The sequence below is a fragment of the Streptomyces sp. NPDC060002 genome, assembly GCF_042737245.1.
Lineage (GTDB): Bacteria > Actinomycetota > Actinomycetes > Streptomycetales > Streptomycetaceae > Streptomyces.
This window is the reverse complement of the sequence record NZ_JBHWUW010000009.1, coordinates 82803-105859: the sequence shown is the minus strand read 5'-3', so window position 1 is coordinate 105859 and position 23057 is coordinate 82803. Positions and strand designations below refer to the sequence as shown.

Below are 23057 nucleotides of genomic sequence, written 5' to 3'. Positions count from 1 at the left end.
TAAGGGATAAGAGCAATCCATCCCGACCGACAGCAGGCAGCAGGCGTCTCACGAGATTGCTCCCAGACGAAAAAGTTGAATAATCATGTCAGCACAGATTCTCTGAGCCCTAGTGTTCAGCCTTCTTGTTGACACCCTCAACTTCCGAGAACCCACGTAACAGAAAGGAGGAACGCCATGTCCCAAAACCCCACGATCAAGCGCAGAGGACCACCAGACCACTCGGGTCTGATCTGGTTCGAGGTGCACTTCCCTCACGAGTTGAGCGTCCCCCAGGTGGTCAAGGCGCTTCAGCCGCTCGCCTACCGACCCTTGCTGGGCTGGTTCAAGCGCACGCCGGCCGTCGTCCTTGAGATGCGCGGTTCATCGGGTGGCGAGGTTCGCTGGTTGGTTGGCGTCGACCACCGGATCAGCGGCGAACTGCCAGGACAGCTCACGGCGCAGCTCCCTGGCCTGGTGCTGGTTCTCCTTGATCGCTCTCCTCGGCCCGTGCCAATGGTCGCAGCAACCATCAGGTCAGTTGGCCTCGCACAACCGCTCCGAACGGACATGGCGGCCAGCGTCGCAGCTGGACTCCTCGAAATCATGAACGCCCTCGGAAGTGGCGAATCTGCCGTCGTCCAATGGGTCATCGGACCCGCACAGTCACGACGCAGCAGACCAGAACCGTTCAACGCCGCTCGCGCCCTCGGCCTGGTCGCCGTGGCTCACGAGACCACAGACGACCGGAGACTCTGGAAGCAGAAAGCCGCTGAACCACTGTTCGCGGTACGCGGTCGGATCGGTGCCCGCGCCCGAGATCCTGAGTACGCCCGTGCCATCGTGCGCATGTTGGGTGAAGCGGTCCAGCTCGTCAGCGACGCGCATGCAGAACTGCGGATCAACCGCCCGGCGACACGTGACGCAAGCCAGCTCGACCGAGCGACGGCGCCGCGGTGGTCGGGCATCCTCAACGCTGCCGAACTCGCAGCGGTCATCGGGTGGCCGGTAGATGGAGCCGCTTCAATGCGCACGGCGCACGGTCGCCAGTACCCGGCACCACCGCAGATCACCGCGTCGGTAGAACGGCACCACCAACCGCAGGGTCGGGTCCTCGGCGCCGGCCTGCACCCAAGTCAGCGCAATCAACTCGTCACGCTGCCGACGGAGAGCGCGCTCCACCACTTGCACGTCGTCGGCCCGACTGGAAGCGGAAAATCAACGCTGCTGAACCAACTGCTCCACGCGGACATCGCGGCGGGGCGAAGTGTCTTCGTCCTAGAGCCACGCGGTGACCTCGTAGAAGGGGTGTTGGCCGGCGTGCCCGCGGAGCGCCGTGAGGACGTCGTCATCATCGAGCCGGGATCGCCCGGGGAGGTTGTCGGGTTCAACCCGCTCGCCGGGAGTACCGAGGACGCCGAGCAACGCGCTGACCATCTCTTGCACCTATTCCGTGAGCTGTACGGCACGAGTCTCGGGCCACGTAGTACCGATGTCCTCATGCACGCTCTGGTGGCGCTTGCACGGAGCGACCGAAGCACACTCGCCGATCTGCCGGTCATCCTGACCAACGCGGTGTTCCGCCGTCGAGTGCTCGCGGCCGTCAACGATCCCCTTGTGCTAGCTCCGTTCTTCTCCTGGTACGACGGTCTGTCGGAGGCTGAGCGGCAACAGGTCGTTGCGCCCGTACTGAACAAGACGCGCGCCTTCCTCAGCCGCACCGCCATCCGAAGGCTCCTCGGTCAAGCCTCACCGCGGTTTGCGCTGGACGAGCTGTTCTACCGTCCGCGCATCGTCCTCGTGAACCTGAACACTGGCGTCATCGGAAGCGAGACGTCCCAGATGATCGGGGCGCTGCTGGTGACGCAGCTCTGGCAAGCGATGCAGCGCAGAGCCTTGATGCCCTCGACTCACCGGCAGCCGGCCATGGTCGTTATCGACGAGGTTCAGAACTACTTGCGGCTCCCCGTAGACCTCGGCGACATGTTCGCCCAGGCGCGCGGCCTTGGTGTCGGGCTCACCGTGACGCATCAGCACATGGGCCAGCTCACACCCAAGATGCGGGCCGGACTCATCGCCAACGCCCGTAACCGTGTGGTCTTTCACCCCAGCAGTGAGGACGGCTCGCTACTTGCGAACGTTCTTGGTGGCGGTCTCGTCGCGGATGACCTCGCGCTCCTCGGGGCGCACGAGGCGTACGCCGAAGTCCTGGTGAACCGACAGCCAAGCGAACCATTCCTTATCCGTACGCGTCAGCCGGACGGGCGGGTGCTCAGTGATCCCACCGACCTACGACGCCAGAGTGCGGCGCGGTACGGGGTCGACGGCGTACAGCTCGACGCAACGCTTCGTCAGCGCTGGCAGGGCAACGCACAATCGCCAGACGGACTCATAGGACAACAGCCACGGAGGACGGCATGACCTGTCCTTCGCTCCGTGCTTCGCATCGTGTCGTACGCGGTGGTCGGTACTCCTCTGTTACTGGAGAGGAGGCACCAAAGAAACTCTCACCACCAGGAGTGTTCCTATGGTGAGACCGCTTTCGATCCCCACGGCGCGGGTGGAACGATTGCGTTCTCGGCTCAGCCCGCGTGACCTTGCAGTGCTGGCGTCCCTCGACCGCGTGCGGCTCCTCAGCCTGATCCAGATTTGTCGCCTGGCGGTGACGGATGGATCACCACGTGCTCGCACCCGTCGTGCGCAGCTCATGATGACCAGACTTACAAAGCTCGGCGTCGTGGTGCGGTTCTCGCGGATCATCGGGGGTGTGCGGGCGGGATCGTCCGGCTACATCTACGGACTGAGCGGTGTTGGCCAAGCCGTCCTCAACACGGACGGTCCGCTTGGCGGTCGCCGTCGCCGAGTGTGGGAGTCGAAACCGTACTTCCAGGACCACATGCTCGCGGTCGCTGAACTCTACGTTCAACTGGTCGAGCGCCACCGCGAAGGTACGACGGAGCTACTGGCCTACGACGCGGAGCCAGCCAACTGGCGTCACTTCACCGGGGCCGGTGGCGAACTCGTGCAGATCAAGCCGGACGCGTACGTACGGATAGGTCGAGTAGCCACCGAGTACAGCGCGTTCATCGAGGTCGACCTGTCCACCGAGACGCTCCCCACCATCCAGAAGAAGTCACAGCGGTACATCGACTACTGGCGCAGTGGCATGGAGCAGCAGTGGCGCGGCGTCTTCCCGAAGGTCGTGTGGCTCGTAGAAACCGAGCGCCGACGTGAGCGGATCGCAGGGGTGATTGGGAAGCTCGCCCTCGACGGCCAGGCACTCTTTGATGTCGGACTCCTCGACGACGGCCCTGAACTTCTAAGTGGTACCGACCAAGGAGCTGCCGCATGATGTCGAAACCACACTGCCGAAGTCCACCAAAATAGTTAACAACTTCAACTAATTGAGCTTAAATAGATAGAGAGAAGGAGGAAAATCCCATGAATGAAGTGATCAAACAGCTAACTCCTGGCGGTGACAGTGTCATCCTGCTGACCGTGCGCGAGGCATACATGAAACTACGCATTAGCAAGTGGAAACTATACGACCTGCTTCGGACAGGTCAGATTGAAGCCGTCAAGATTGGGAGGCGGACATTGATCCCGCTCCAGTCAATCGAGGCTTACGTATTGAAGGGCTGGAAGGAGTCATTAGCCTGATGGCTCGCCGTAACTCGAACGGCGAAGGCTCGGTCTACCAACGCAAGAGCGATAAGCGGTGGGTCAGTTCCATATGGGTTGAGACGGCAAGTGGGAAATCCAAGCGGGTCTATGTCTACGGCAAGACCCGCACCGAGGTACACACGAAACTTACCGAACTCAAAACGAAGAAAGATCAAGGCATCTCGACGGCAGACAAGAACTGGCTACTTGGTGACTACCTTGACTACTGGTTGACCGAGGTCATTAAGCCGAACCAGAAACCCACTACATACGACCTATACGAGTCGAACGTACGCCTCTACCTCAAGCCCGACTTGGGGAAATTGCCACTGGCCAAGCTGACCGTGCCAAGTCTGCAAAAGTACCTAAATCACCAGCTAGAAACCGGTCACTCTGTCCGCAAGGTACAGACACTCCGTGAGGTAGTAAGTTCTGCGCTCACCCGTGCCATGCGCGAGGAGGTGCTTACCCGCAATGTTGCCAAACTGGTCGAGGTGCGAAGCGTTCAAGGTAGAGGAAAACACTTCGAGCCATGGACGCCCGCAGAAGCCCGCCAGTTTTTAGAGGTAGCGTTGAAACATCAATGGTTTCCAGCGTTCCTCATCTCGGTGCTGTACGGAATGCGTCGAGGCGAAGTCCTGGGTCTGCGATGGCGCGACATCGACTCTGTCAACATGGAACTACACATTGAGCAGCAGGTATTTCGCGCCGGGGGCATCGTCCAGATTGGCCCAGTGAAAACCAAAGCCGGAGAACGAGACTTGCCCTTGCTGGAAGTTGTGGGCAAGCTACTCCTACGCTGGAAAAAGCAGAATGGCAGCATCCTTGACGATGGACTAGCCTTCACGACATCCACAGGTCAACCAATCGAACCGCAGAACTATACGCGCGCTTTCCAGCGTCTATGTGCCAGGTATCAGATCCGACGGATCAGGTTGCACGACCTGCGGCACGGTGTTGCAACGCTACTGAAGGATCTCGGGGTACCCGATAAGGACGTACAGCTCATCATGGGGCACAGCAACATATCCATAACCCAGAAGTTTTACCAGCACGCAGGGATGGACTCACGACGCACAGCGTTGAATCAAGTTGGAGATGCGTTTTTGTCGCCCGAGGTACTGATTAGCATGGCGGACGACAGCAGGTCGCTTCCCCTTGCCGTACGTACTGACAGCAACGAGATTAGTTTCGTTAGTCGGGGTAGCTGTCAAAATGGATGTCAAACACCAACCACCCCATCTTTGATCGATCAGTTCAACTCCTCGCCCGAGGGCAAAAACAAACCGGCAACAGGGGTACCTGTTGCCGGTTGGCTGAATGAATTTCTTGGTGATCTCACCGGGAATCGAACCCGGATTGCCAGGATGAAAACTCGGAACACGCCAGGTTTGGGTGGTATGCAACAGCGCGCCACCGAGGTTGACGAGATCTTGCAAGCACGGCGACGAACGTGGTTGCTCGGCGTCGTAGCTGTCAGCGCTGCTGTCAAAGACACCAGGGACGAGGAGCCGGACCTTGCTGCATAACTCAAGGCGACCAACCGCACGCCGGCCACGAGCCCTGGAACGTCCATACCAACGGCCCGCCGCGGATGCGGCGATGTTCAACGCTTCCAACGAGGGGTTCCTGCCCACCGACCGTCAAAGCTCTACTCCGAGCTGCCGGGTGCCTTGAGTCCTTGCATCAGCTCGCTCGGATCGACACCGAGCGCCTCGGCCAGCTTGAGGATGTTGTGCAAGCTGACGTTGCGTTGGCCGCGCTCCACCTGACCGATGAATGTCCAGTGCATACCGCTGTCGTCGGCAAGGCGTTCCTGGCTCTTGCCGAGTTCGTTCCGGCGGGTACGCACTCGCGCGCCGAACGTCTGTGCTGCGTCTGAGATGGGCTGTTTTGCCATAGCAGGCCCTAGCTCATACGTCCCAACCCTCAGTATCCAGAGACGATGTGTCCCAATCGCCTGCGTCCCATGACTATGTGTCCTATCCTGCTCGTCACAACCCGAGAATGCGAGGGAGGTGATGATCATGCAGCGCATCAACGGCGGCGGCAGTGGCGGCACGAAGCACTGACGCTCGCGAACCCCAGGGAAGCCCCGAGCTAACGCATACGCAGCTCGGGGCTTCCGCTTGCCAACCATTGCCCTGACCTGCAAGTTCTGTATAATTGATCTTGTATATGTCGAGTCCGTTAGAACGTCTCTATAAGACCAAGCTGGCACTGCTCGCGACCATCTCAACAGTGGTTGGCATTGCTCTGATGGTCCTGGCTCACTGGGCGGACGGCCACGCAGCCGGAACCTGGCTGAACAACCTGCCGGTCATGGACGTTGGCTCGGCACTCTTCACGACTGGCCTCATCGCAATCCTCTTCGCCTACATCGACCAGGCGGACGCCGAGACCCGTGCAAACGAGCGATTGCGGAAGGTTCTCGTCGAGGAGGCACCTGCCATCCGCGACGCCGTCGTAGACGGCTTCGCCTTCGCGCCGGAATCCCTGACGAACGTTGCCTCGGACAATACGCTCGACCGCATCATCGAGAACACGTTGGGCATCCGCCTCGGTGACAAGGAGCTCGCTGCCGACGCGTACCAAGACTTGAAGGAACAGGTCATCGGGGCGAAGCGCCGCCAGGTGGACGCCCGCGTTTCAGTGGCGCTGACGCCCTGGAAGAACGGGCCGGCTTCGGGTGAGGGGTCGATGTTCGTGGCCACCATCTCGTGGGAGTCCCGGGTCACACCGCCGACTCCGGTCCTACGCTTCTCGTGCGTTTCAGACCTCGACACCTACCGAGAACTCTCAGTCGATCCAACCTCCACGATCTCCTGGTACTTCCCTCGCTTCAACGGACTTGATGCTGCATCACCAGAGGTATTCGAGCTGGTCCAGGTCGCCGTGAACGGGAAGAATCAGACCGTCCGGCGCAGCACCCGTAAAGGGGGCCAGGTGTTCACCTGCACTCTCGACAACGACGCGAGCTTGAAGGACGAAGCCACCATCTCGTACACGTACCGCGTCCTGGTCCAGAGGCACGGTCATGTACTGCACCTCGATCTCGCCCAGCCGACCAAGGACTTTCGGGCTGAACTTTGGTACGGCGACTGCGGCATCCGGCGCATGAACGTCATCGACTACCTGTCCGGGCCTCGCCAGCCGAGGCACCGACACCTTGACGCCTCCGACCCATCCCCAAGTGTCGAAGTCGCCTACGAAGGCTGGACGTTCCCGAAGGGCGGAGTAGCTTTCGTGTGGGTGTTGGAGGACGAGATGAGCGGTGACGCAGCAGCACCGGGTACACCAGTAGGAGCCCCCGTCCAACCCTCAGCCGGCCATCGCCGGTAGCTCGACAGAGCCAACCGGACATCTGACCGCGGATGAATACGCGTAGCCATCGACGACCGCGACCTCACTCTTGAACTACCTGGCCAAGCCTCATGTCGGCGCCTTTTCTTGATCCCGCCAACCAAAACACCCCGTGGCCAGTACTGGCTGCGGGGTGTTCATCAGCTCCAGACAACGTTTGACGCTGTTGAGGATTAACGGCCTGCGTCTACCAGCGGCTGTACGCGACTCAATCAATCCTATGCCTGATCAGGCAATCATTCCCAAATTTCCCCAGGTAGCGGTAGTTCCCTTCACGTTTACCCTGATGGTCAGTTGTACCTCTTTTGGATTGGCGTCCAAGATCAGCAACCGATCAGTCTCAACGCTTACCTTCGTAATTAGTTTGTCGTCTTCCAGCAGACAGTACAGCGGAGCCTCGTCGGGCGTTGGTGACCACGATGAGGGTACTTCACTTTGATCCGTCGGCCGTCGCAGTGCATCGAACAAGGTCTTGAGCTGATTGTCGATGTCACCGGCCTTAGAAATAACTGCCCCGGGAGCTTCCGGACGTAGCATGAGGATATCAAGCTCTGCATAGAGATATTGACGGGGGTGCACTAGTGAAGCAAAGTCGTTTCCTTGGATATCCGTAAGAAGGGAGGCGTCACTACTGTCCTCCTCCTCTCCACTGTTGCGCGTAACCAGGTTCGCGGAGTGAGCCAACGCCGGGTGAGTTCTCCAAAGTTCCTTAAGCTGGGGGTGCAGTTTTCTGCGTATGTCATGTTTGACCTTCGCGTTGCTGCTGCTCGGCAGTTGGCCGTTATACGTGAGCGTGAAGTGCATATACCGTCTCCTCTTACACATCCATCATTTGTTGATCAGTATGCTGCGTCTGGGAGTCCTGGTCCAGAAGTTCACCGGACCAGGGGCTTGAGCCCGGTGACCTACACGTCCAAGCTCAACCTCGCCGCATAGACCAAGACGACCAACCCCACGCCGGCCCCTGCCGCTTGATCCGCCCGACCTAGCTGCGCAGGAAGTGTGAGCTGTGCGGTAATGGCTGCCGTGGATCAAAACTCACTGCGAAAGCTCGTGGAAGGCCAGCTCCTTCGGTTGGAGGGCAACACGTTCCAGGACTGCATGGATCGGCTCGGCCTGGAGCTGTACCCCCGCGACTACCAACCTGTGCGGGCGGCCGGGCCCAAGGGCGACACCAAGAACGACGGGTACTGCCCGCACGCTCGGGTCTTCTTCGCAGCACACGCCACGCGCGGTGAACGGATCGATAAGACCAAAGCCAAGATCCGCGGTGACCTAGAGGGCTGCCTCCAGGAGCACCGCGACGTGCGGGTGTGGCGCTTCCTCACCAACGACACCTTGCCAGGTGAGGTCGACCAGTTCATCGACAACGAGCTTCGCCCGCTGCACCCCGGCGTCACCATCGAGGTGTGGGGACTCAAGACGTTGGCCGATGAGATCAGCAAGCTCAAGAAGGAGCAGGTCGACAGGATCATCGACGTCATCACGGTCGACGAGCCAGAGTTTGAAGTCGTGCTGCTCGACCACATGAAGACAGGGCGTGATCTCTGGCCGATCCTCTCCGGCTGCCTTGGCTGGATGCCGCATGAGGAACCAGACGACTGCACTGACGACGAGCAGGACCTCATTGACAGCGCGGTCCAAGCGTTTCAGGACTGGAGCGACATCTCAGGAGACATCGAGTTCTCTCGCTCCTCGGTGCGAGACGCACAGCGAAGCATCACCGCCATCCTGGAGGAGCTTGCAGAGAAGAAGCTCGCCCTCTTCGCCGCAACGAAGAACGACTATCCTCTTACTGGCGGACCATCACCCTTTCTAGGAACAGTCGCCATATTCAGGATTACCCGCGTCTCCGCAAATCAGCTGGAACCCACCGACGAGTGAAGGCGATCGCCTTGTGCGGGCTCGAATCTACTCTCGACCCACGGCTATAAAGTATTCGTGCTTCGCAAGAGCTACCTGACGCCAGTATTTCCAGCGATCGACAACGTAGGCCCTTCGCTCCTCGCTCATGAGTTCTGTTCGAGAAAGTACCATCGAAGGGTCAGCAACGATTTCAGCAAGATCCATCATGGTCGAGCCGGTCGTGAAGGTGGGTGGCAGCGAGTCGAGACGCCACTTGTCGACCTCACACGTAACGGTTGCGTAGTCGCCAGCCTCCCGTTCCGCAGTTAGTTGGTCGTAGGTGAAGTAGTACTCACGGCTCCGAGGCATGTGGTCGCGCTTCTGCCGCATATAGGTGGGGTTGTCGTGAATTGACGTCGCTGCACGGAACTCTGAGTCGCGCCCATAGACGAGAACGAACTGAGCCTCGACGGGGCGATAGGAATAACCAGGTGCGTACGTCTTCGCAAAAATGAGCTGGTTCTCCGGTGAGGAAAACCAGACCTTCCACTCTGTGAGTTGGTCGACCGCCTGAGTGAGCTCCGCTGTCGGAGTCCTCGACCCCTTGTTAAACCAGGACTTACGGGGACTCTCGATCTCAATACAGATCGGTCGGATCGCCCCTGTATCCAGCCGGACCCACATGAAGTCCGGAACGCGTGTTGGGCCAAGACCTTTCAGCGGGGGCTGACGGATCACAGCGGAGAACGACGGCCCATGATGACCACCGGGGCCGATGTCGTCTGTTGCTCCGGGGAGGAAGCAAGGGTGAAGCTCCAAGAACTCTTGCATCTCCCGCTCGCTGGGGGAGGAGGCCAAGAGGCTCTGCCACTGCGGTACCAATGAATCGTGGTACGTCTCCCAAGGAGTTGCTTGGGGACGCTCTGGACTCGTGTCGGTCTCTGCATGACGGAAGGTGTCCACCGCAGCAGTATGGATGGAAACAGACGACCAAGTGCTGAAAACGGCAGCTACCAGAACAAGTTGACGGGCCCTTGGCGGACACACGGTCATCGACCCGCAGACGTCCGGAGAAGCTGTCGACCTACCCTGCCCGCCGGCATGGAGTTAGGTCGAAAGCTCAGCCACGAGGCCGCGGCTGTGGATGGTTGCGAGCACTCACCAGCCACCAGCTCGACAGCAGGTGCCACCCATCAAGCCGCAGCCGGCCACACCGCCTGGATCGGCCGCAACTATCTGCGTGCCTGGTGGTACTTGAGCGAGCTCGACCTCCACGGCACCGCGGACGCTCATGAGGCCGATGACTCAATCGTGCGCCGGCCCCTTTGTTTTATGTCGCGCTTTCTACCTACCGCATGCGTAGAAAGTTGCCCCTCGGCCACGCCTACTTACCGTAGGACGGAAGCTGACTTCAGCTTGTCGCGCCAGTCAAAGAAATGCGAAACCTAGATCTAGGCGAGCTCGAAGACCGCAGTCTTCTTCCAAAGCTTGAGTTCAACTACAACGATAACAATGTTAGTCATGCTGACTCACCCGACACCCAGTCGGACGGCAACACCCGCTTGATGATTCACTTCCAGAACTTCAGTATGCAGGATGAGATCGTGCGCGTGCACGAACATCAGAATTAGCCTATCCTATTTCTCCGTTTGCTTGGCAGTAGTTAGAATGTAGCGAACTATTCGACGAAATGGCGAGTAGATCATCAGTGCTAGCTTGTGTATTTGAACTGTCGGGAACGGGGCAACATTCGCCGTGTACTTTTTTCCGATTGTGTCGTACGCAATTACGTATCCAATATCCCTCCACGTGCCACCCGGCAGATCGCGATCCTTGTTAATGTTAAAGACTGCGGGCTCGCCTTCTTCGATACGGACAGTATAGATGGAGTCGAATGGAGTCACCTCTCCAAATGTCCAAAGCTTTCTATATGCAACCGCCATTATGGTTATTGGTCTACGGCCAGTATTGGTCACGACGATACTCGCTGTTCTCATGCCCAACATCACAGATCGCGAGGTCTTGAAAACGTGGACCTTTGCCGTAGCTCGATCTCTTCGATAAGTAAGCCAAGCGATAGTTAGCGAGACGGCAGAGAAAACCAGTGCGAAACCCGCAACAGGATCAATATTCGATGCGACACTCAGACTGCGCGCCCACGCTATGAGTGAATCGAAGCTCACTGTAAAATCCGCCACATGATGACACCTAGGACTAGCCCTAGGGAAATTAGGGCCGCAAGTGTGAAGTCATCGACTAGTTTGGAGTGGCCAATTGACGATGCGGAGACCCGAACGACAGTTACTCGTCCGCTAGGTTGACTAGTCCTGCTCTGCGGTCCCCAAAGAATCCGTGACAGCAGTGGCGTTTTTCGTGCTCGGCGCCCCATTCTTGCTCCTCGTTTATTTCTCTTTCCATTATCCTCCTTTCGCCACTGTTATTCAATACCTTCTGTATCTGGTGGGGATGCTCGTTTTTGTGGCGTAAAAGCGATTAGGTAGCCGGACATGAGTGCTAGGAACCCACCGACGACAATAGCGGTCGTCGCCCGATCTCTACCTGAGTTGTAGTCTTGCCATGCACTAGCGGAGCAGCGAGCCCAATCAGAATTATCCGTGTACGCTCGCCCGCAGTAACTAAGGGCAGTCTGTGTGCTCTCATAGCCTGCATTGGTTTGAATGTACCAAACACCCCATGCGGCGAGGACTATTCCCAAGAAAAAGATAATGCGTTTCATCTACTCCAAGTTATACGTGAGTTCTCGGCGCAGTGCAAGGATTTTCATTAGAGGCGGATCAATTCAGGCACCAACTCCCCGATCAAATACACCCTCAGCATGTCCCGTTGCTCCTCTGGCAGCTGCCGGAAGATCCGGGCCAGCTCGTTCTTACGCACCTGGTGCCGCACCACAAACACCACGTACGGGAAGTAGTCGGCGGTGCTCACCTCGACGGCCTGCCAGTACCCGGCGACCTTCTCCCGGATGCGTGCCGGTTGTTCGGTGCTCAGGTCGATCTCAAGGAAGAACGAACTACTCCGCCCCTGCTGCGGGAAGTCCAGCGAGACGTACAGATCAGCGCGAACACTGGGCGGCACGCGCCGTTCAACCTCCCAGGCCGTGACCGCGAGAACGCCCGCCTCCTCCGCTCGCCGCAGTTCCAAGTAGGTGTCAGCCATCATGAGGGCGTGGCTGTTGACGCTCGGCGACAGCCGTCCCTCGACGTCCAAGAGGAGACGGCCGGCGCGGCCGAGCTGGTACACGAACGCCCCCGCCCCACCCTTGGCACTAGTCGCCCTCCGACCAACCCGGGAAAGGTAGCTGAGCTTCACCAACCGCCCAAGGACCCTGTCCGGGATGCTGTGCGATACGTCCGCGAACAGCAGCTCGGTTATGTGGGTCGAGGCCACCTGGGAAAAGGTCTGGGTGAGCCTCAGTACTTCATAGTCGCGGGTGGTCAGCTCCACCGTCCGTCCTCCGTCCGGATAGGTCACGCCGTCTTCGCTGGTCAGGATGGCTACGGGTATAGGGGTAGACCTACGGTCGGCCTACCCCTGGCCTACGGGGTTCGCCTACGCCGGGTACTTCCGCATGAAGGCTTCCACCCCATCGATGAGTCGTCGCACTTGGTCACGGTCGTAGTCGGGGTAGTTGCCGTGCGCTGCCTTGTTCCGGAGGTCCATCCAGGCCGTGACCTCCTTCTGCTGCAACCCGTCGTAGACGCCGGCCTTCTTGAGGTCGGCATTCATGGTGTCGGCCTTCTTCGGCTTGCCCGCCACCGTGGTGGTTACGTTGTTCTTCGCGCAGAGAGCCCGCACGTGGACTTCAAGGGATGTCCCCGCAATGACAGCCGCAGCGTCCTTGTATCCCTTGGCAAGCAGTTCCTCTGCCATCTCCAGATAGTCGCGGTACGTATCGGCGTGCACCAACTCGACGACCGATTCAACCCATCCGGCAATCAGGTCGTCGCGCAGGCCTAGTGCGACGATACGCAGTTCCCTGAGTCGGTTAGGCTGGATCTTAATGCGAGCAGACTGAAGCTGCTTCATGTAGATGGAGCCCGGTCGCGCAGCTCGCTCAATTGCAGCTTCAAGCCGGTTACTGAGAACGATGGGGTCATCCGCCGCGCCATCCAGAAGAGACCAACTGTCATTCTTGATGTAGTTCTCAGATGCCTTGATCAGGAAATCGAGCTGTTCGACTACCTTGTCGACGTTGGCCATCCCCGTTCCCTCCGTTTTCGCTCTACGCCGGATACTTGAGCATGAAGTCGCGAACGCCACTTGCCAGGGCCCGAACTTCATTGGTGTCGTACTTCGCGTAGTTCCCGTGGGCTGCTTGGTTCCGCAGATCCATCCACGCCGTCACCTGCTTCTCCTGAAGTGTCGCGTAGACATCAGCCTTCTTGAGATCGGCGTTCATGACGGTGGCCTTCTTCGGCGCTCCGTCAGCTAGCTCTGTTTCAACACCGTTCTTCACGCACAGCGCGCGCACGTGGACTTCAAGGGCCGTCCCTGCAATTACCGCTGCGGCATCCTTAAACCCGGACCGGAGCAAGGTCTCCGACATCTCCAGGTAATCGCTGTGAGTGTCAGCGTGGACCATCTCAACAACAGACTCGGTCCAACCGGCATTGAGGTCCTCACGAAGTCCGAGCGTGATGCTGTAGATCGCTCGAAGCCTATTTGTCGTCCGCTTGTCGTCACGATGGTTGTCAAGCTGACGCACGTAACTGCTACCAGGGACAGCCAAGCGATCGATTGCCGACTCAAGCCGACTGGCAAGTAGCTTGGCCCGGTCTGACGACAGCACGCCCTCCGTCCCCGTGCGAAGCATGTCCTGATACTCGCCGATCAGGACGTCGAGCTGCTCCACCATCTTCGCCGTATCCAGCAACGTAGGTACTCCAAGCTCAAGTTGATCTCAACAGAACGGATCAGGATATGACTTGACTCCGTCCTCGCGCCAGGGAGTTAGCGAGGTCCACCGAACCGAGGTCGCCTCGTAGGAGCGCTCGCGGCCGGCTGCCGCCCGCGGCGCTGCCTAATCTCCGCCTCCACCTCCGCGACCGGTCGGCCGTAGGTACGGCGTGATCGGCGCCGCACTTCGTCGGCAGAGCCCGTTGCATCAACAGGCGGGAGCGTCACGCCAGTTACCGGCGAACTCACCCCGTTGCTTGTGGCGAGCCGCATCAAGACCTCGAACCGGCGCTGGTTCAGGAAGTCCTCTTCGGTGACGCTGCGGCCGAACTGCCGGGCAAACGAGCGGGCTTCGTCCGCTGAGGTCTGGAACACCACCGTCGACCGCGCGTTGTTCTGGGTGGCGTCCTGAAGCTCACGGGTGAGCTGTCCGAGGTGCTGATGCGCCACCGTCATCGCGAGTCCGAGCGAACGGGCCTGGGCGAACATGTCAGCGGGCGCGATCGGCAGGTTGATGAAGTCCTGGAACTCATCGAGGTACAGCATCGTAGGACGAGCCGGATTAGCGGCTCCTGCCTGCACCACGCTCCACACGGCATTCAGGAGGAGCGAGCCCAACAGCCCGGCCGTGTCCTTCCCCTCCGTTGCTCGACCAAGATTGACGAGCAGGATTTTGTTTCCCCGGATCACGTCACGTAGGTCGATCGTGCTGGCGCTTTGCCCGATGATGTTCCGGATCGAGGGCCGGTTGTTGAGTTGCCAGATCCGATCCATGAGCGGCTGGAAGTGCGAAGAACGCATCCGGTCGTCTATCCCGGCCCACCACGTCGCCAGGTCCTCGATATGTGCGACCCCACGAACGAGGTTCTTCGAGAATTCCACCTGATCCGCCCTGGGTACAGCGAGCGGCCCGATATCCGCGAACGTCATAGGTGAGGAAGTCCCGGCGCTCATCATGAGCGTCAGGATCAGGTGGTAGAACCCCTGCCGGACGCGTACTCCTCGGGCATCCTGCGGATACAGATGGTCGAACAGCCTCTGGATGTCCGCCGCCACCACGAAGGGGCTGCCCTGCAAGATGTTGAAGCCGACCGGGTAGTCCGTGTCGCTCACGTCGAGCAGCACCACATCTTGAAGCCGGCCTTCAGGGACACGGTCGAGGACCGCTTGAAACAGGTCGCCCTTGCTCTCGATCAGGATGACCCCGCGGCCCGCGTTCATGTCCTGCGAGATGAGGTTCGTAAGAAGTGCCGTCTTCCCGGAGCCAGTTGGCCCGACAACCTGCATGTGCCACGTCGACTCTTCGGGAGACAGAGCGAGCAACCGTTCCGCCCCTGGGAAGTTGGAGCGAGCGACTACCCGACCCGTGCGAGGAATCGTGCCCGTAGCGGCAAGCTGACGCGACCTGGCGGCGGGAAGCCCGGCAACATGCGGTGAGCCAACCGGCCAGCAGATCAGGCCAACCAACTCAGAGCCGGCCAGCTGCATTGGGAAAAGCGTAGGCACCGCCCGCTCGTGGACCCGTGAAATGACGCGACCACTGGTCATGAGCCGCTGCTTGAGCCGGTTGCTACTACTGCCGACCGCTCGCAGACTGGCGCGCACGCGGGCCAGGAGGTGTTCGCCGCGCTCCTTGCTGGGTGCCTTTACGGCGACACGGAGCACACCGAGAAAGTTGGGCTCCGACAGCTTGTTCCGGATGTCGTTGATCCGGTCACGGTCGTTCCGACGACCAAGGGCATGACCCATAGAACGGCGGGCCATGCCCTCCTCCCGTTCGACGGGTGGTCGCTGTCGCAGTGCTGGCGACACCACCCATTGAAGCAGCAGCGCTTCAGCCCGGCCGAGCCCCTGGAGAGATGCGAGCAAGCTGGCCGAAATAGCCTTCGGGTTCACGGTGCCGAGGCTGCGGCGAGGGTTCGCCTGTCCCAGCTCTACAGCTAGCGTCCATTGGTGGGCGGCACCATCCGCGCCCGCCGGCTGAGCCGTAGAACCTGGCACCAATGCCCGCAGCTGACCGGTCAGGAAGTCGGCCGTACCTTCCGGCACCACCAGCCGGTACTGGATACCTGCTTCTGTCGCCTCGACCTCGAATGCCATGGACGAGACGTGCAGGAGGCGCCGCGGCCCGGTGGTGAGTGTGCCGCTTACCGCCGTCAGCCACGTACCTACTTGGTCGGCGTCGAGGTCCGATGGGAAGTTCAAGCGGTAGGTCTGAGTCGTCACCGTCACCACCTCGTCATGCGGTGGTAGATGAAGCCCAGCACCAACACGATGGCGAGCGTACTCACGACGTATGGGACGAGCGGTTCTACCGCGAGCCACAGCACGCGGATCGTGAACGCTGCCAGCAGCAGCATCAGGAGGATGTTCCTGGCCTTCCCCACGACAAGCTCCTTGGGATCGAAAAGGCAGTCATTTAGGCGTAAAATGGACCTAGGAATGACAGAGGATCAAAAGCACATCTGGGAACGGGAGAAGCGGGCAGTCGGCGAGCTTCGAGACGGTCTCGGTAAGCCGGTCGATCCAGCGATCGTCGAGACGGTGACGGTCCTGCGACTCCTCGACTTCACGACGCATAGCTCTTGCGGCGGTCACCTCGACCGACCCGCCAGTCCGTACGTCGCCTTTCGCGCGTCGAGCAATCAAGCCGACCGGCGATTCATCGAGGAGGCTGAGACTCAAGACGAGCAGCGCCGCCGCAAGGACGAGGCGATGCAACACAACGCCGCGGTGCTAGACCGACTGCTTGGATACCTGGAGCGCTTCTACGTTGACCGAGACGTTCCGTTACAGCAACGGCTCATCTGCCAAGGCTTCGGGGTGATTGGGTACCGGCTCACCACTCAGTCCGCGGACCTGGTGCATGTCGCGACCAAGGATGAGCGGCACGATCTGGTGGACGTCCAGCGCCAAGAATTCGACGCCTTCACGGAGTTCTTGAAGGCCGAGTTCTTCGGCACGAAGGACGACGCACCATCCCGAGCGGCCTGAGCCGCCGCTCGGGATGGCTTGGACTACTCGTCCTCGTCGTCTTCGACGCGTACGAAGCCGTCCCCATCACAGGTCGGGCAGTCGATCGGTTCCTCGACGCCGGGCGGTGCGATGAGTCCGTTGCCGTCACACTCGACGCAGACCTCGTTCGCCATGTTCATCACCTCCCCTCAACTCGTTCGGGGTGGATGCCGCCGACCCACAGTCGCGGCCGGCGGCGAACTAGAAGGAGCGGATCAAGCGACAGTCAGTGGTCGGGGTGGCTGGCCAACATGGCTGCCTTCCCTAGCGCCTATTGATGCGCGGTTCTATCGACCGTTTCGCTCGTCGATCAGCTGCTGGGCGATCCGCTCGGCAGCCGCAGCGTCACGCGCTCCGAGCCGCATGGCCGTTTCGATCTCCTCGTCCCGGCGCCGCTGCATGTAACCGGGGCCGTACCAGTTGGCGACCTTCACCATCCCCCAGACGAACAGTCCTGGGATGACGACGAAGATGATGAGTACAGACATCATGAGCTGCCTCCGTAACTCCTGCGTGTGATGCGCTCGTTGGTGATCTCTTCCTCGACCATGGCGACCTTGTCGTCCTGGTAGTACGTCCGCCGCCTCGACGTCTGACGCTCGACTTGTTCGGTGGCTTCTTCTCGCTCCATCAGCAACCGATAGAGCTCAGCACCAAACGAGTAGGCACCAGGGCGGGGGTCGTACTGCCTTGGCCGTTCAACCTCTCGGGCCATGAACAGCTCCTTCTTCCCCGAGCCGGCCTTGCGGCTTAGCTCGATGGCATCAAAGTAGCTCTAGAGTCATGTTGAGTCAACAGCCTATGCGGACTCTTCAGTCTGCTTGACTCCAGAGCTAGTATGGCCGCATGGTGGAGGAAGAGATGGGCCCCCGGCAGAAGGCGGCCAGGACGAAGCGAGAACGCACGAGGGAGTTGATCGTTGTGTCAACGCTTGAGCTGTACGACGGGAAGACCGAGGGCGACTACACGCGGGATGAGATTGCGGCGGCTGCTGGGGTTGGAGTGGCAACGCTCCACAACAATTTCGGCAGCAAGTACGAGGTGCTGCGAGCGGCGTATGACCGGCTGCTGTCACCCGTAGTCGACACGATCATCGAGGGGAACAAGGCCGGGGTCTATCACCCGAAGGATGGCGTGGATGAACTGCTCCGCTACGTCTACACGGTCGCCAGGGTGAGCCAGAACAACCGCGCTCTCACGGTCGCCCTGGTCAAGTCGTACTACGACACCCCACCCGAGCTGGACAGATCCGAAAGGCTGGTCACGCAGACTGACCGGCTGCTTGGTGGCCGGATCGCTGAGGGTTTGCAGCCCATCTTCAAGACCAAGACGTTCGTCCCGCAGAGCGAAGAAGAGAACTGGAAGTCCCTTGAGCGGGGTGACATGCCCCTCGAACCGTCAACACTCCTGTATCACTCGCAGGGTTTCTTGACGAGCCTGTTCCACACGAACTCGGCCTACCAGACCACGCATCAGGTTTGTGTGGCGCTTCTATCCGTGGCACGACCCGGCCCTTGGTGGCTGTACGTAAGTCGTCAGCTCGAACCCATCATGAAGCAGGTGGACGCGTCCGCGTAGCTACTGATCCGCGCGAGCATTTCCTCTCGGAGATCATGACCGTAGATTCGAGAGCACCCCGCTGCCCGTTAAGGCGGCGGGGTGTTTCTCATTTCTGCGGTTCGAATAGTCGGCGCTACGCAACCTTGGCCTTCGCGTACGCCTCCTTGATCTCGGCGGGAACGCGACCACGGTCGTTCACCTCGTAGCCGTTCTCCTTGGCCCACGCGCGGATCTGCGCAGTGTCGCCGTCGGCAACCCGCGCCGTACCTCCGCGCTTGCCACCACGTGCCTGGTTCGTCTTCCTGCCCTTGTCGACGTAGGACTCAAGGGCCTTACGCAGCTTGGCCGCGTTCTTCTCGTTCAAGTCGATCTCGTACGTCTTACCGTCGAGGCCGAACACGATCGTCTCGGACGCCTCGGACCCGTCGAGGTCATCAAGCAGCTGGATAATGGTTTGCTGTGCCATCGTCGGTTCGTCCTTCTTCGGGTTCCAGGTGAACAACGTACTGATGTTGCTGACTTCTTATCAGCGCAGCAACCACACCCGCAACGCGGCCAGAAAATCAGCGCGGAGAAACCCCGTCATTGGTTGCGGCGTTCAGCATTTCTGGGGATGCCGCCTGGAACCAATCAACCACCAGGCCGTGGCCGGCCTGCGCTGGATCGCCTCGTTCAAGACGACCGCGGACCGACCTCGCGGCCGAGCTGCCATCGGTAGCGCTGTACTCGGACGAACTCCGAACCTTCCTCCAGCACGATCCGGACGGCTTGAAGGTCGGCCGCCGGCTCGTCGGGAAAGTGTGCATCGATCAGCTCGTGTACCTCAGCAGCAAGCAGCGGTTCGGCTTGCCGTGCCAAGACGATAGCCACTTGCTGCCGGATCGTAGGCCGGGATGGTGCAGCGAGGATGACCTCGCGCAGCTTCTCAACTCCCTGCCGCTCCTGCGCCGTTGCCGCCTCCAGCTTGGTACCGACCACTTCGAGTGCCTTGACGGCGAACGAAGCAGCCGACTTCCTCCTGTCGGACTTCTTCAGGAGTAGCGCCCCACCACTCAGAACGACGGCACCAATCGCCCACGGAGAGATGCCGGTCTGCCGTCCCAGGAGCTTGACCAATCCCACTACACCCCTGGCCGGAAGCGCGGCTGCGTTCATCGTGACGGCCTGGTCCCTCACACCATCGGCAATGTCGAGGACAGACTTCGCCGCTCGTTGCCAGTCCTTCGGGGCGAACCCAGGCTTCTTCAGGTGCTTGTCATCTGAGAACACGACACACGGCGCGATGAGCTTGGCCAACCATCCCGTTGGCACATCGTCAGTGTCAGTGATCGCCAAGACCTGTTCGTCCGGGTCGTCGACGTCCGACATCGTGACGAACCGCAGCGCCGGTAGGTACTCAGCTTCAAAGTGGGCGCGGAGGGTGGCGAGCGGCACCAAACCACGCTCAGCCATCCTCGGAAGGTGCTCGTAGGTCTCATCGAGGACGTGGTCGGCAGCATAGAGAGTTGCGGTGCCAGCGTCGCTCATCCGTAGCAGCCGTGACCGGAACCCCTTGCGGCAGTCGTTCTCGATACTGCTCAACAGCGCGTTGGTGTCCACGATGCCGACCAGATGCGGCGCGCTTGAAGTGTAGGGATCAAGCGATGTGCGTCTGGCGATCGGTGCGCGCTGGTCTTCCGTCATGGATCAACGGTAGTCGTCGGGTATGACAGCCTCCATCAGGTTTCAGTGGTGAACAGGAGGCAGCCTCACGACATGACAAACGCTGCGCTGTACTTCGCCCGCGTCACCGCGACATACAGCTTCGCCCTGTCCCCAGCCTGACTAGCGTCCTTCGTCTTGCAGTACTTGATCATCGGTGCCGTGGGGAAGATGAGCACCCGGTCGAAGGTGCTGCCCTTCGAGGTGCCCATGTTCATTGCTTCCAAGCCGCACGTGTCAGAGTTCTTGTTGTAGCGCAGCACGACCGGGGCATACTGCTCTGCATACGCCGGAGCGTCTGACTTCTTGATCTCGAAGATTCCGTCGTGGCCCGTGATTTCTGTGTTCTTAGAAACTGTCCGTGCAAGGTCGGGGTACAGATCATCCGCAAAATCGCAGATTTCTTGGTTGCACCGATAGCTCTCCACACGGTTCTCAACCAGGCATAGCTCAGCACGCCTACTGAGCCAGTCGACGATGCCGCTTCCCTTGAACTGCTTGTTCTTGGCGGCGTTGTTCGTCACGAAGGTGGCCTGGCGGGGGTCGCCAACGACAGTGACGGCAATCGGCGAATTCATGAGAAGGTCCAGGAGTTCGAGGTCGTACCCCGCCATGTCCTGGATCTCATCAATGTAGATGTGGTCATACATCCGCGAGAGACGATCAACCACCATTCCCTTGCTCACCTTGTTGGCCTCGAAGGAAAATGCCGATACGCCATCCCGATAGGCAGACTTGCCACGGTCTAGGTAGTACTGATGAGGCTTACTCTTGGGGATGTACCTTGAGCGCTGCCCTACGAAGTTGAGCCCACCCATCATGCCGGTTTCACCAAGAACGAAGCTTTGATAGGGACGAGCGCACTCGTTGAGAAGAAACGTGAACCAGCCCATGACTGTGACGTGTCCTGGAAGGACTCCGGTGCCTGCACTCAGCCGGTTCACGATCTGATGCAGGTTCTCGTTGGTATAGGTCGTCACCAACACGCGTTTGCTCGGATCGGCAACGACGCAGTCGATGATGTGCTGGGTCTTCCGCGAGCCGGCCGCCGCGATGACGGCCAGATTATTAGGCGACTGCATCCCTGATGTACTCCGGCATGTTGATGGTTTGGTCGCTAGAGAAAATCGTCAGAGCACAGGTTGTCTTTCGATCCTCCATATGTTCAAGCAGGTCCGCTTCGGAGGTGAAATTCTCCCCAAGGATGGCGTTCATTACGGCTAGACCGTTCGCCTTTAGGAGTTGCGGTTCAAGGGTCTTGTACGCCTTATCCTGTCCCACGTGAACAGAGATGTTCGGGAAGGCAGTGTGAGTGGCGTACTTTCGCTCTACCTCTGTGGCCTCTGTGCCGTCGTTGTCCCTCACGACGGCAACCACATTGCCAGTTAGTGATGCGATGTCGAGGAAACGCCGGAACGCCAAACCGCGGACGCTGATTACGTCTACGCCGTCTTCGATAGGAAGGCAGCCATGGATGTCCTTGTACGCCCTCTGGACAATGAGTTCATCGGAAGGCCCTTCTACAAGGATTGACCGTCGAGCAAGCACAAGGCGCAGGGTGTCGTAACCCGACAGCTTGCGGAAGTAATCTTGCGTGTCAGCGGGGAGGCTGTCGAGCCGGAAACCCTCCGTGGTTGAGAGCAAGACGAGCTTTTCAAGCCCTAGCTTGTTCAGTACGTAAGAGCTGTGCGTAGTGATGAAGACTTGCTTGCCGTCGCACTTGTCGCTGATCTTCTTAACCAACTTACCCAAGTTGGAGAACGACAGGTGATTCTCCGGTTCCTCGACGAGCACGACGTGAGCATCTTCTACCTTCTTGTTAAGAGCGAGAAGGATCTTGAGCGTGCTCTGCTCTCCCTTGCCGACATACTGAAAAGGCAGCTCGTCGAGATGCGGAACAATGCTGCTTTCCCAGCTCGACTTCTGTGACACGTCGATACCAAGCGTCAGTTCGCGGTCACTTACATCACTGGGAGCTCCCCGCAGTTTCTCGTTGATCTTCACGATTGAGTCATCCGCTGCAAAATTTTCACGGAGGCTGCGATAGGCGCGCGTTAGCTTTACGCGCTCGTCCGGCGCAAGGTGCGAGTTGATGATGCCGTTCAGGTAGTAGTCGACACCACTCTGAAGATGGATGTTCGAGGCGTCAATGAGCGAGGCGGTTGCCGGAATGCTACGGAAGGTGATGCCGTTCCCCGAGAAAGCCAACCAGTCGACCTTGTAGTACTCGGTCGGAACCAATCGAACTTGGGTCGGATCCTTGATGAACTCCTTGTACTCGGGTTCATAGTCCGGGTTAAGGGCAACGCGGATACGCACGCCCGGTTCATTAGCCTTGAGGAGGTTGTTCGTTCCCATCAGTTCGGCGGGCGCCGTCTTGCTGTCGAGAAAGAGATCAATGATGATCTCAGGCGGCCTTGCTTCCCGCCCTTCTCGAAGAGCGGCAATGTACTCGTCGACGGAATCTTTGTGGAAAAGGTAGGGCGTGAGGTCCTGTGCGAGGAGCCGACCTCGAAGCCTGCCGGTGAGCGCCAGGCTGATCGCTTCCAAAATCGTCGACTTACCGGCGTCATTGTCGCCAACCAAGATGTTCATCTTGGGGTCGAATTCAAGCTTAAACTTACGAAACGTCCGGTAGTTCTGAATGACGATTTTAGAAAGCATACGTCCCCCTAGTATAAAACTTTCCCTTTCCGGAGGCGAGCATAAGTTTGATCAGTGGAATCACACTCCCCATGAGGTTCCACAGCACACCTTCGAACAAGTGACGAGGAGCGTAGCAGGCGTCCCGCCAGTTACAGGGGCAGAGCCGATAAAGTCGAACAAGCTATCTATTTGCTCTGGTCAGAGCTTATGGGAGTTGAAGAATCATTTCAGCCATATGGCTTGAAAGCGACGCTACCTCTATACCCTCAATGGAAATGACCCGCCAGTAACAAAGGTGCGCCTGTGCTTGTACGAAGCAGAGACGCACCTTTGTGTAGTTGACCACCCGAGGGCTACGTGCGTTCAGA

The 23057-nt window shown here is 59.4% G+C and carries 23 protein-coding genes; 8 read left to right on the top strand and 15 right to left on the bottom strand.

Translation table 11 applies throughout. The features are described from left to right. Positions 1-177: 177 nt before the first annotated feature. The 4 genes from ACFWBD_RS11525 to ACFWBD_RS11510 all read left to right on the top strand — a co-directional run bounded on the left by ACFWBD_RS11525 (position 178) and on the right by ACFWBD_RS11510 (position 5171). Complete coding sequence (locus ACFWBD_RS11525; RefSeq protein WP_385665853.1) at positions 178-2400, top strand: type IV secretory system conjugative DNA transfer family protein; 2223 nt, start codon at positions 178-180, stop codon at positions 2398-2400. 106 nt (positions 2401-2506) lie between these two features. Continuing rightward, a complete protein-coding gene (locus tag ACFWBD_RS11520) occupies positions 2507-3331 on the top strand; it encodes a replication-relaxation family protein (RefSeq protein WP_385665851.1) in 825 nt (274 codons plus the stop codon). Between the two features lie 89 nt (positions 3332-3420). Continuing rightward, on the top strand, positions 3421-3639 hold the full coding sequence (locus ACFWBD_RS11515; RefSeq protein WP_369042456.1) for a helix-turn-helix domain-containing protein: 219 nt from the start codon (positions 3421-3423) through the stop codon (positions 3637-3639). Beyond that, positions 3639-5171, top strand: a complete 1533-nt coding sequence (locus tag ACFWBD_RS11510) for a tyrosine-type recombinase/integrase (RefSeq protein ID WP_385665849.1) — start codon at positions 3639-3641, stop codon at positions 5169-5171. Before ACFWBD_RS11515 ends, ACFWBD_RS11510 begins: the two co-directional genes overlap by 1 nt. A gap of 122 nt (positions 5172-5293) precedes the next feature. Here ACFWBD_RS11510 and ACFWBD_RS11505 read toward each other — a convergent pair whose 3' ends face one another. Next, entirely contained in the window at positions 5294-5542 is a 249-nt protein-coding gene (locus tag ACFWBD_RS11505; protein ID WP_369042458.1) for a helix-turn-helix domain-containing protein, read from the bottom strand. Positions 5543-5883: 341 nt separating this feature from the next. Here ACFWBD_RS11505 and ACFWBD_RS11500 point away from each other — a divergent pair, with 341 nt between their 5' ends. Further along, entirely contained in the window at positions 5884-6984 is a 1101-nt protein-coding gene (locus ACFWBD_RS11500) for a hypothetical protein (RefSeq protein WP_385665847.1), read from the top strand. Positions 6985-7233: 249 nt separating this feature from the next. On the opposite strand, the gene ACFWBD_RS11495 is transcribed toward ACFWBD_RS11500, so the two are convergent. Next, a complete protein-coding gene (locus ACFWBD_RS11495; RefSeq protein WP_385665845.1) occupies positions 7234-7809 on the bottom strand; it encodes a hypothetical protein in 576 nt (191 codons plus the stop codon). Positions 7810-8022: 213 nt separating this feature from the next. Between ACFWBD_RS11495 and ACFWBD_RS11490 the strand changes: the two genes are divergently transcribed. Continuing rightward, on the top strand, positions 8023-8889 hold the full coding sequence (locus tag ACFWBD_RS11490) for a hypothetical protein (RefSeq protein WP_385665844.1): 867 nt from the start codon (positions 8023-8025) through the stop codon (positions 8887-8889). A 27-nt stretch (positions 8890-8916) separates the two neighbouring features. On the opposite strand, the gene ACFWBD_RS11485 is transcribed toward ACFWBD_RS11490, so the two are convergent. From ACFWBD_RS11485 to ACFWBD_RS11460, 6 genes are all read right to left on the bottom strand, one after another. Beyond that, positions 8917-9813 (bottom strand): Shedu anti-phage system protein SduA domain-containing protein, encoded by an 897-nt coding sequence (locus tag ACFWBD_RS11485; protein WP_385665843.1) that lies wholly within the window; start codon positions 9811-9813, stop codon positions 8917-8919. Positions 9814-11634: 1821 nt separating this feature from the next. Beyond that, positions 11635-12315 (bottom strand): replication-relaxation family protein, encoded by a 681-nt coding sequence (locus ACFWBD_RS11480; protein ID WP_385665841.1) that lies wholly within the window; start codon positions 12313-12315, stop codon positions 11635-11637. 105 nt (positions 12316-12420) lie between these two features. Then, positions 12421-13071 (bottom strand): hypothetical protein, encoded by a 651-nt coding sequence (locus tag ACFWBD_RS11475; RefSeq protein ID WP_385665839.1) that lies wholly within the window; start codon positions 13069-13071, stop codon positions 12421-12423. 22 nt (positions 13072-13093) lie between these two features. Beyond that, the gene (locus ACFWBD_RS11470; protein ID WP_385665837.1) at positions 13094-13726 is read right to left on the bottom strand and encodes a hypothetical protein; all 633 of its coding nucleotides are present in this window, start codon (positions 13724-13726) and stop codon (positions 13094-13096) included. A 95-nt stretch (positions 13727-13821) separates the two neighbouring features. Beyond that, on the bottom strand, positions 13822-15993 hold the full coding sequence (locus ACFWBD_RS11465) for a type IV secretory system conjugative DNA transfer family protein (RefSeq protein ID WP_385665835.1): 2172 nt from the start codon (positions 15991-15993) through the stop codon (positions 13822-13824). Between the two features lie 2 nt (positions 15994-15995). Next, positions 15996-16154, bottom strand: a complete 159-nt coding sequence (locus tag ACFWBD_RS11460) for a hypothetical protein (RefSeq protein ID WP_385665833.1) — start codon at positions 16152-16154, stop codon at positions 15996-15998. Positions 16155-16209: 55 nt separating this feature from the next. On the opposite strand from ACFWBD_RS11460, the gene ACFWBD_RS11455 reads away from it, so the two are divergent. Continuing rightward, the gene (locus ACFWBD_RS11455; protein WP_385665831.1) at positions 16210-16761 is read left to right on the top strand and encodes a hypothetical protein; all 552 of its coding nucleotides are present in this window, start codon (positions 16210-16212) and stop codon (positions 16759-16761) included. Positions 16762-16784: 23 nt separating this feature from the next. Here ACFWBD_RS11455 and ACFWBD_RS11450 read toward each other — a convergent pair whose 3' ends face one another. The 3 genes from ACFWBD_RS11450 to ACFWBD_RS11440 form a co-directional block, all read right to left on the bottom strand. Further along, the gene (locus ACFWBD_RS11450) at positions 16785-16916 is read right to left on the bottom strand and encodes a hypothetical protein (RefSeq protein WP_385665829.1); all 132 of its coding nucleotides are present in this window, start codon (positions 16914-16916) and stop codon (positions 16785-16787) included. Between the two features lie 153 nt (positions 16917-17069). Beyond that, positions 17070-17273: a hypothetical protein gene (locus ACFWBD_RS11445; protein ID WP_385665827.1), complete on the bottom strand. Its 204-nt coding sequence runs from the start codon at positions 17271-17273 to the stop codon at positions 17070-17072. Then, positions 17270-17413 carry a hypothetical protein gene (locus tag ACFWBD_RS11440; protein WP_385665825.1) on the bottom strand — a complete coding sequence of 48 codons (144 nt, stop codon included), beginning with the start codon at positions 17411-17413 and terminating at the stop codon, positions 17270-17272. The genes ACFWBD_RS11445 and ACFWBD_RS11440 overlap by 4 nt, the downstream gene beginning before the upstream one ends. Positions 17414-17628: 215 nt before the next feature. Here ACFWBD_RS11440 and ACFWBD_RS11435 point away from each other — a divergent pair, with 215 nt between their 5' ends. Then, on the top strand, positions 17629-18360 hold the full coding sequence (locus tag ACFWBD_RS11435; protein WP_385665823.1) for a TetR/AcrR family transcriptional regulator: 732 nt from the start codon (positions 17629-17631) through the stop codon (positions 18358-18360). A 115-nt stretch (positions 18361-18475) separates the two neighbouring features. Here ACFWBD_RS11435 and ACFWBD_RS11430 read toward each other — a convergent pair whose 3' ends face one another. The 4 genes from ACFWBD_RS11430 to ACFWBD_RS11415 all read right to left on the bottom strand — a co-directional run bounded on the left by ACFWBD_RS11430 (position 18476) and on the right by ACFWBD_RS11415 (position 22707). Next, complete coding sequence (locus tag ACFWBD_RS11430; protein ID WP_385665987.1) at positions 18476-18808, bottom strand: Lsr2 family protein; 333 nt, start codon at positions 18806-18808, stop codon at positions 18476-18478. A 206-nt stretch (positions 18809-19014) separates the two neighbouring features. Then, positions 19015-20025 (bottom strand): hypothetical protein, encoded by a 1011-nt coding sequence (locus tag ACFWBD_RS11425; protein WP_385665821.1) that lies wholly within the window; start codon positions 20023-20025, stop codon positions 19015-19017. 65 nt (positions 20026-20090) lie between these two features. After that, the gene (locus ACFWBD_RS11420) at positions 20091-21125 is read right to left on the bottom strand and encodes a UvrD-helicase domain-containing protein (RefSeq protein ID WP_385665819.1); all 1035 of its coding nucleotides are present in this window, start codon (positions 21123-21125) and stop codon (positions 20091-20093) included. Next, the gene (locus ACFWBD_RS11415; protein ID WP_385665818.1) at positions 21112-22707 is read right to left on the bottom strand and encodes an ATP-dependent endonuclease; all 1596 of its coding nucleotides are present in this window, start codon (positions 22705-22707) and stop codon (positions 21112-21114) included. Before ACFWBD_RS11415 ends, ACFWBD_RS11420 begins: the two co-directional genes overlap by 14 nt. Positions 22708-23057 lie beyond the last annotated feature (350 nt).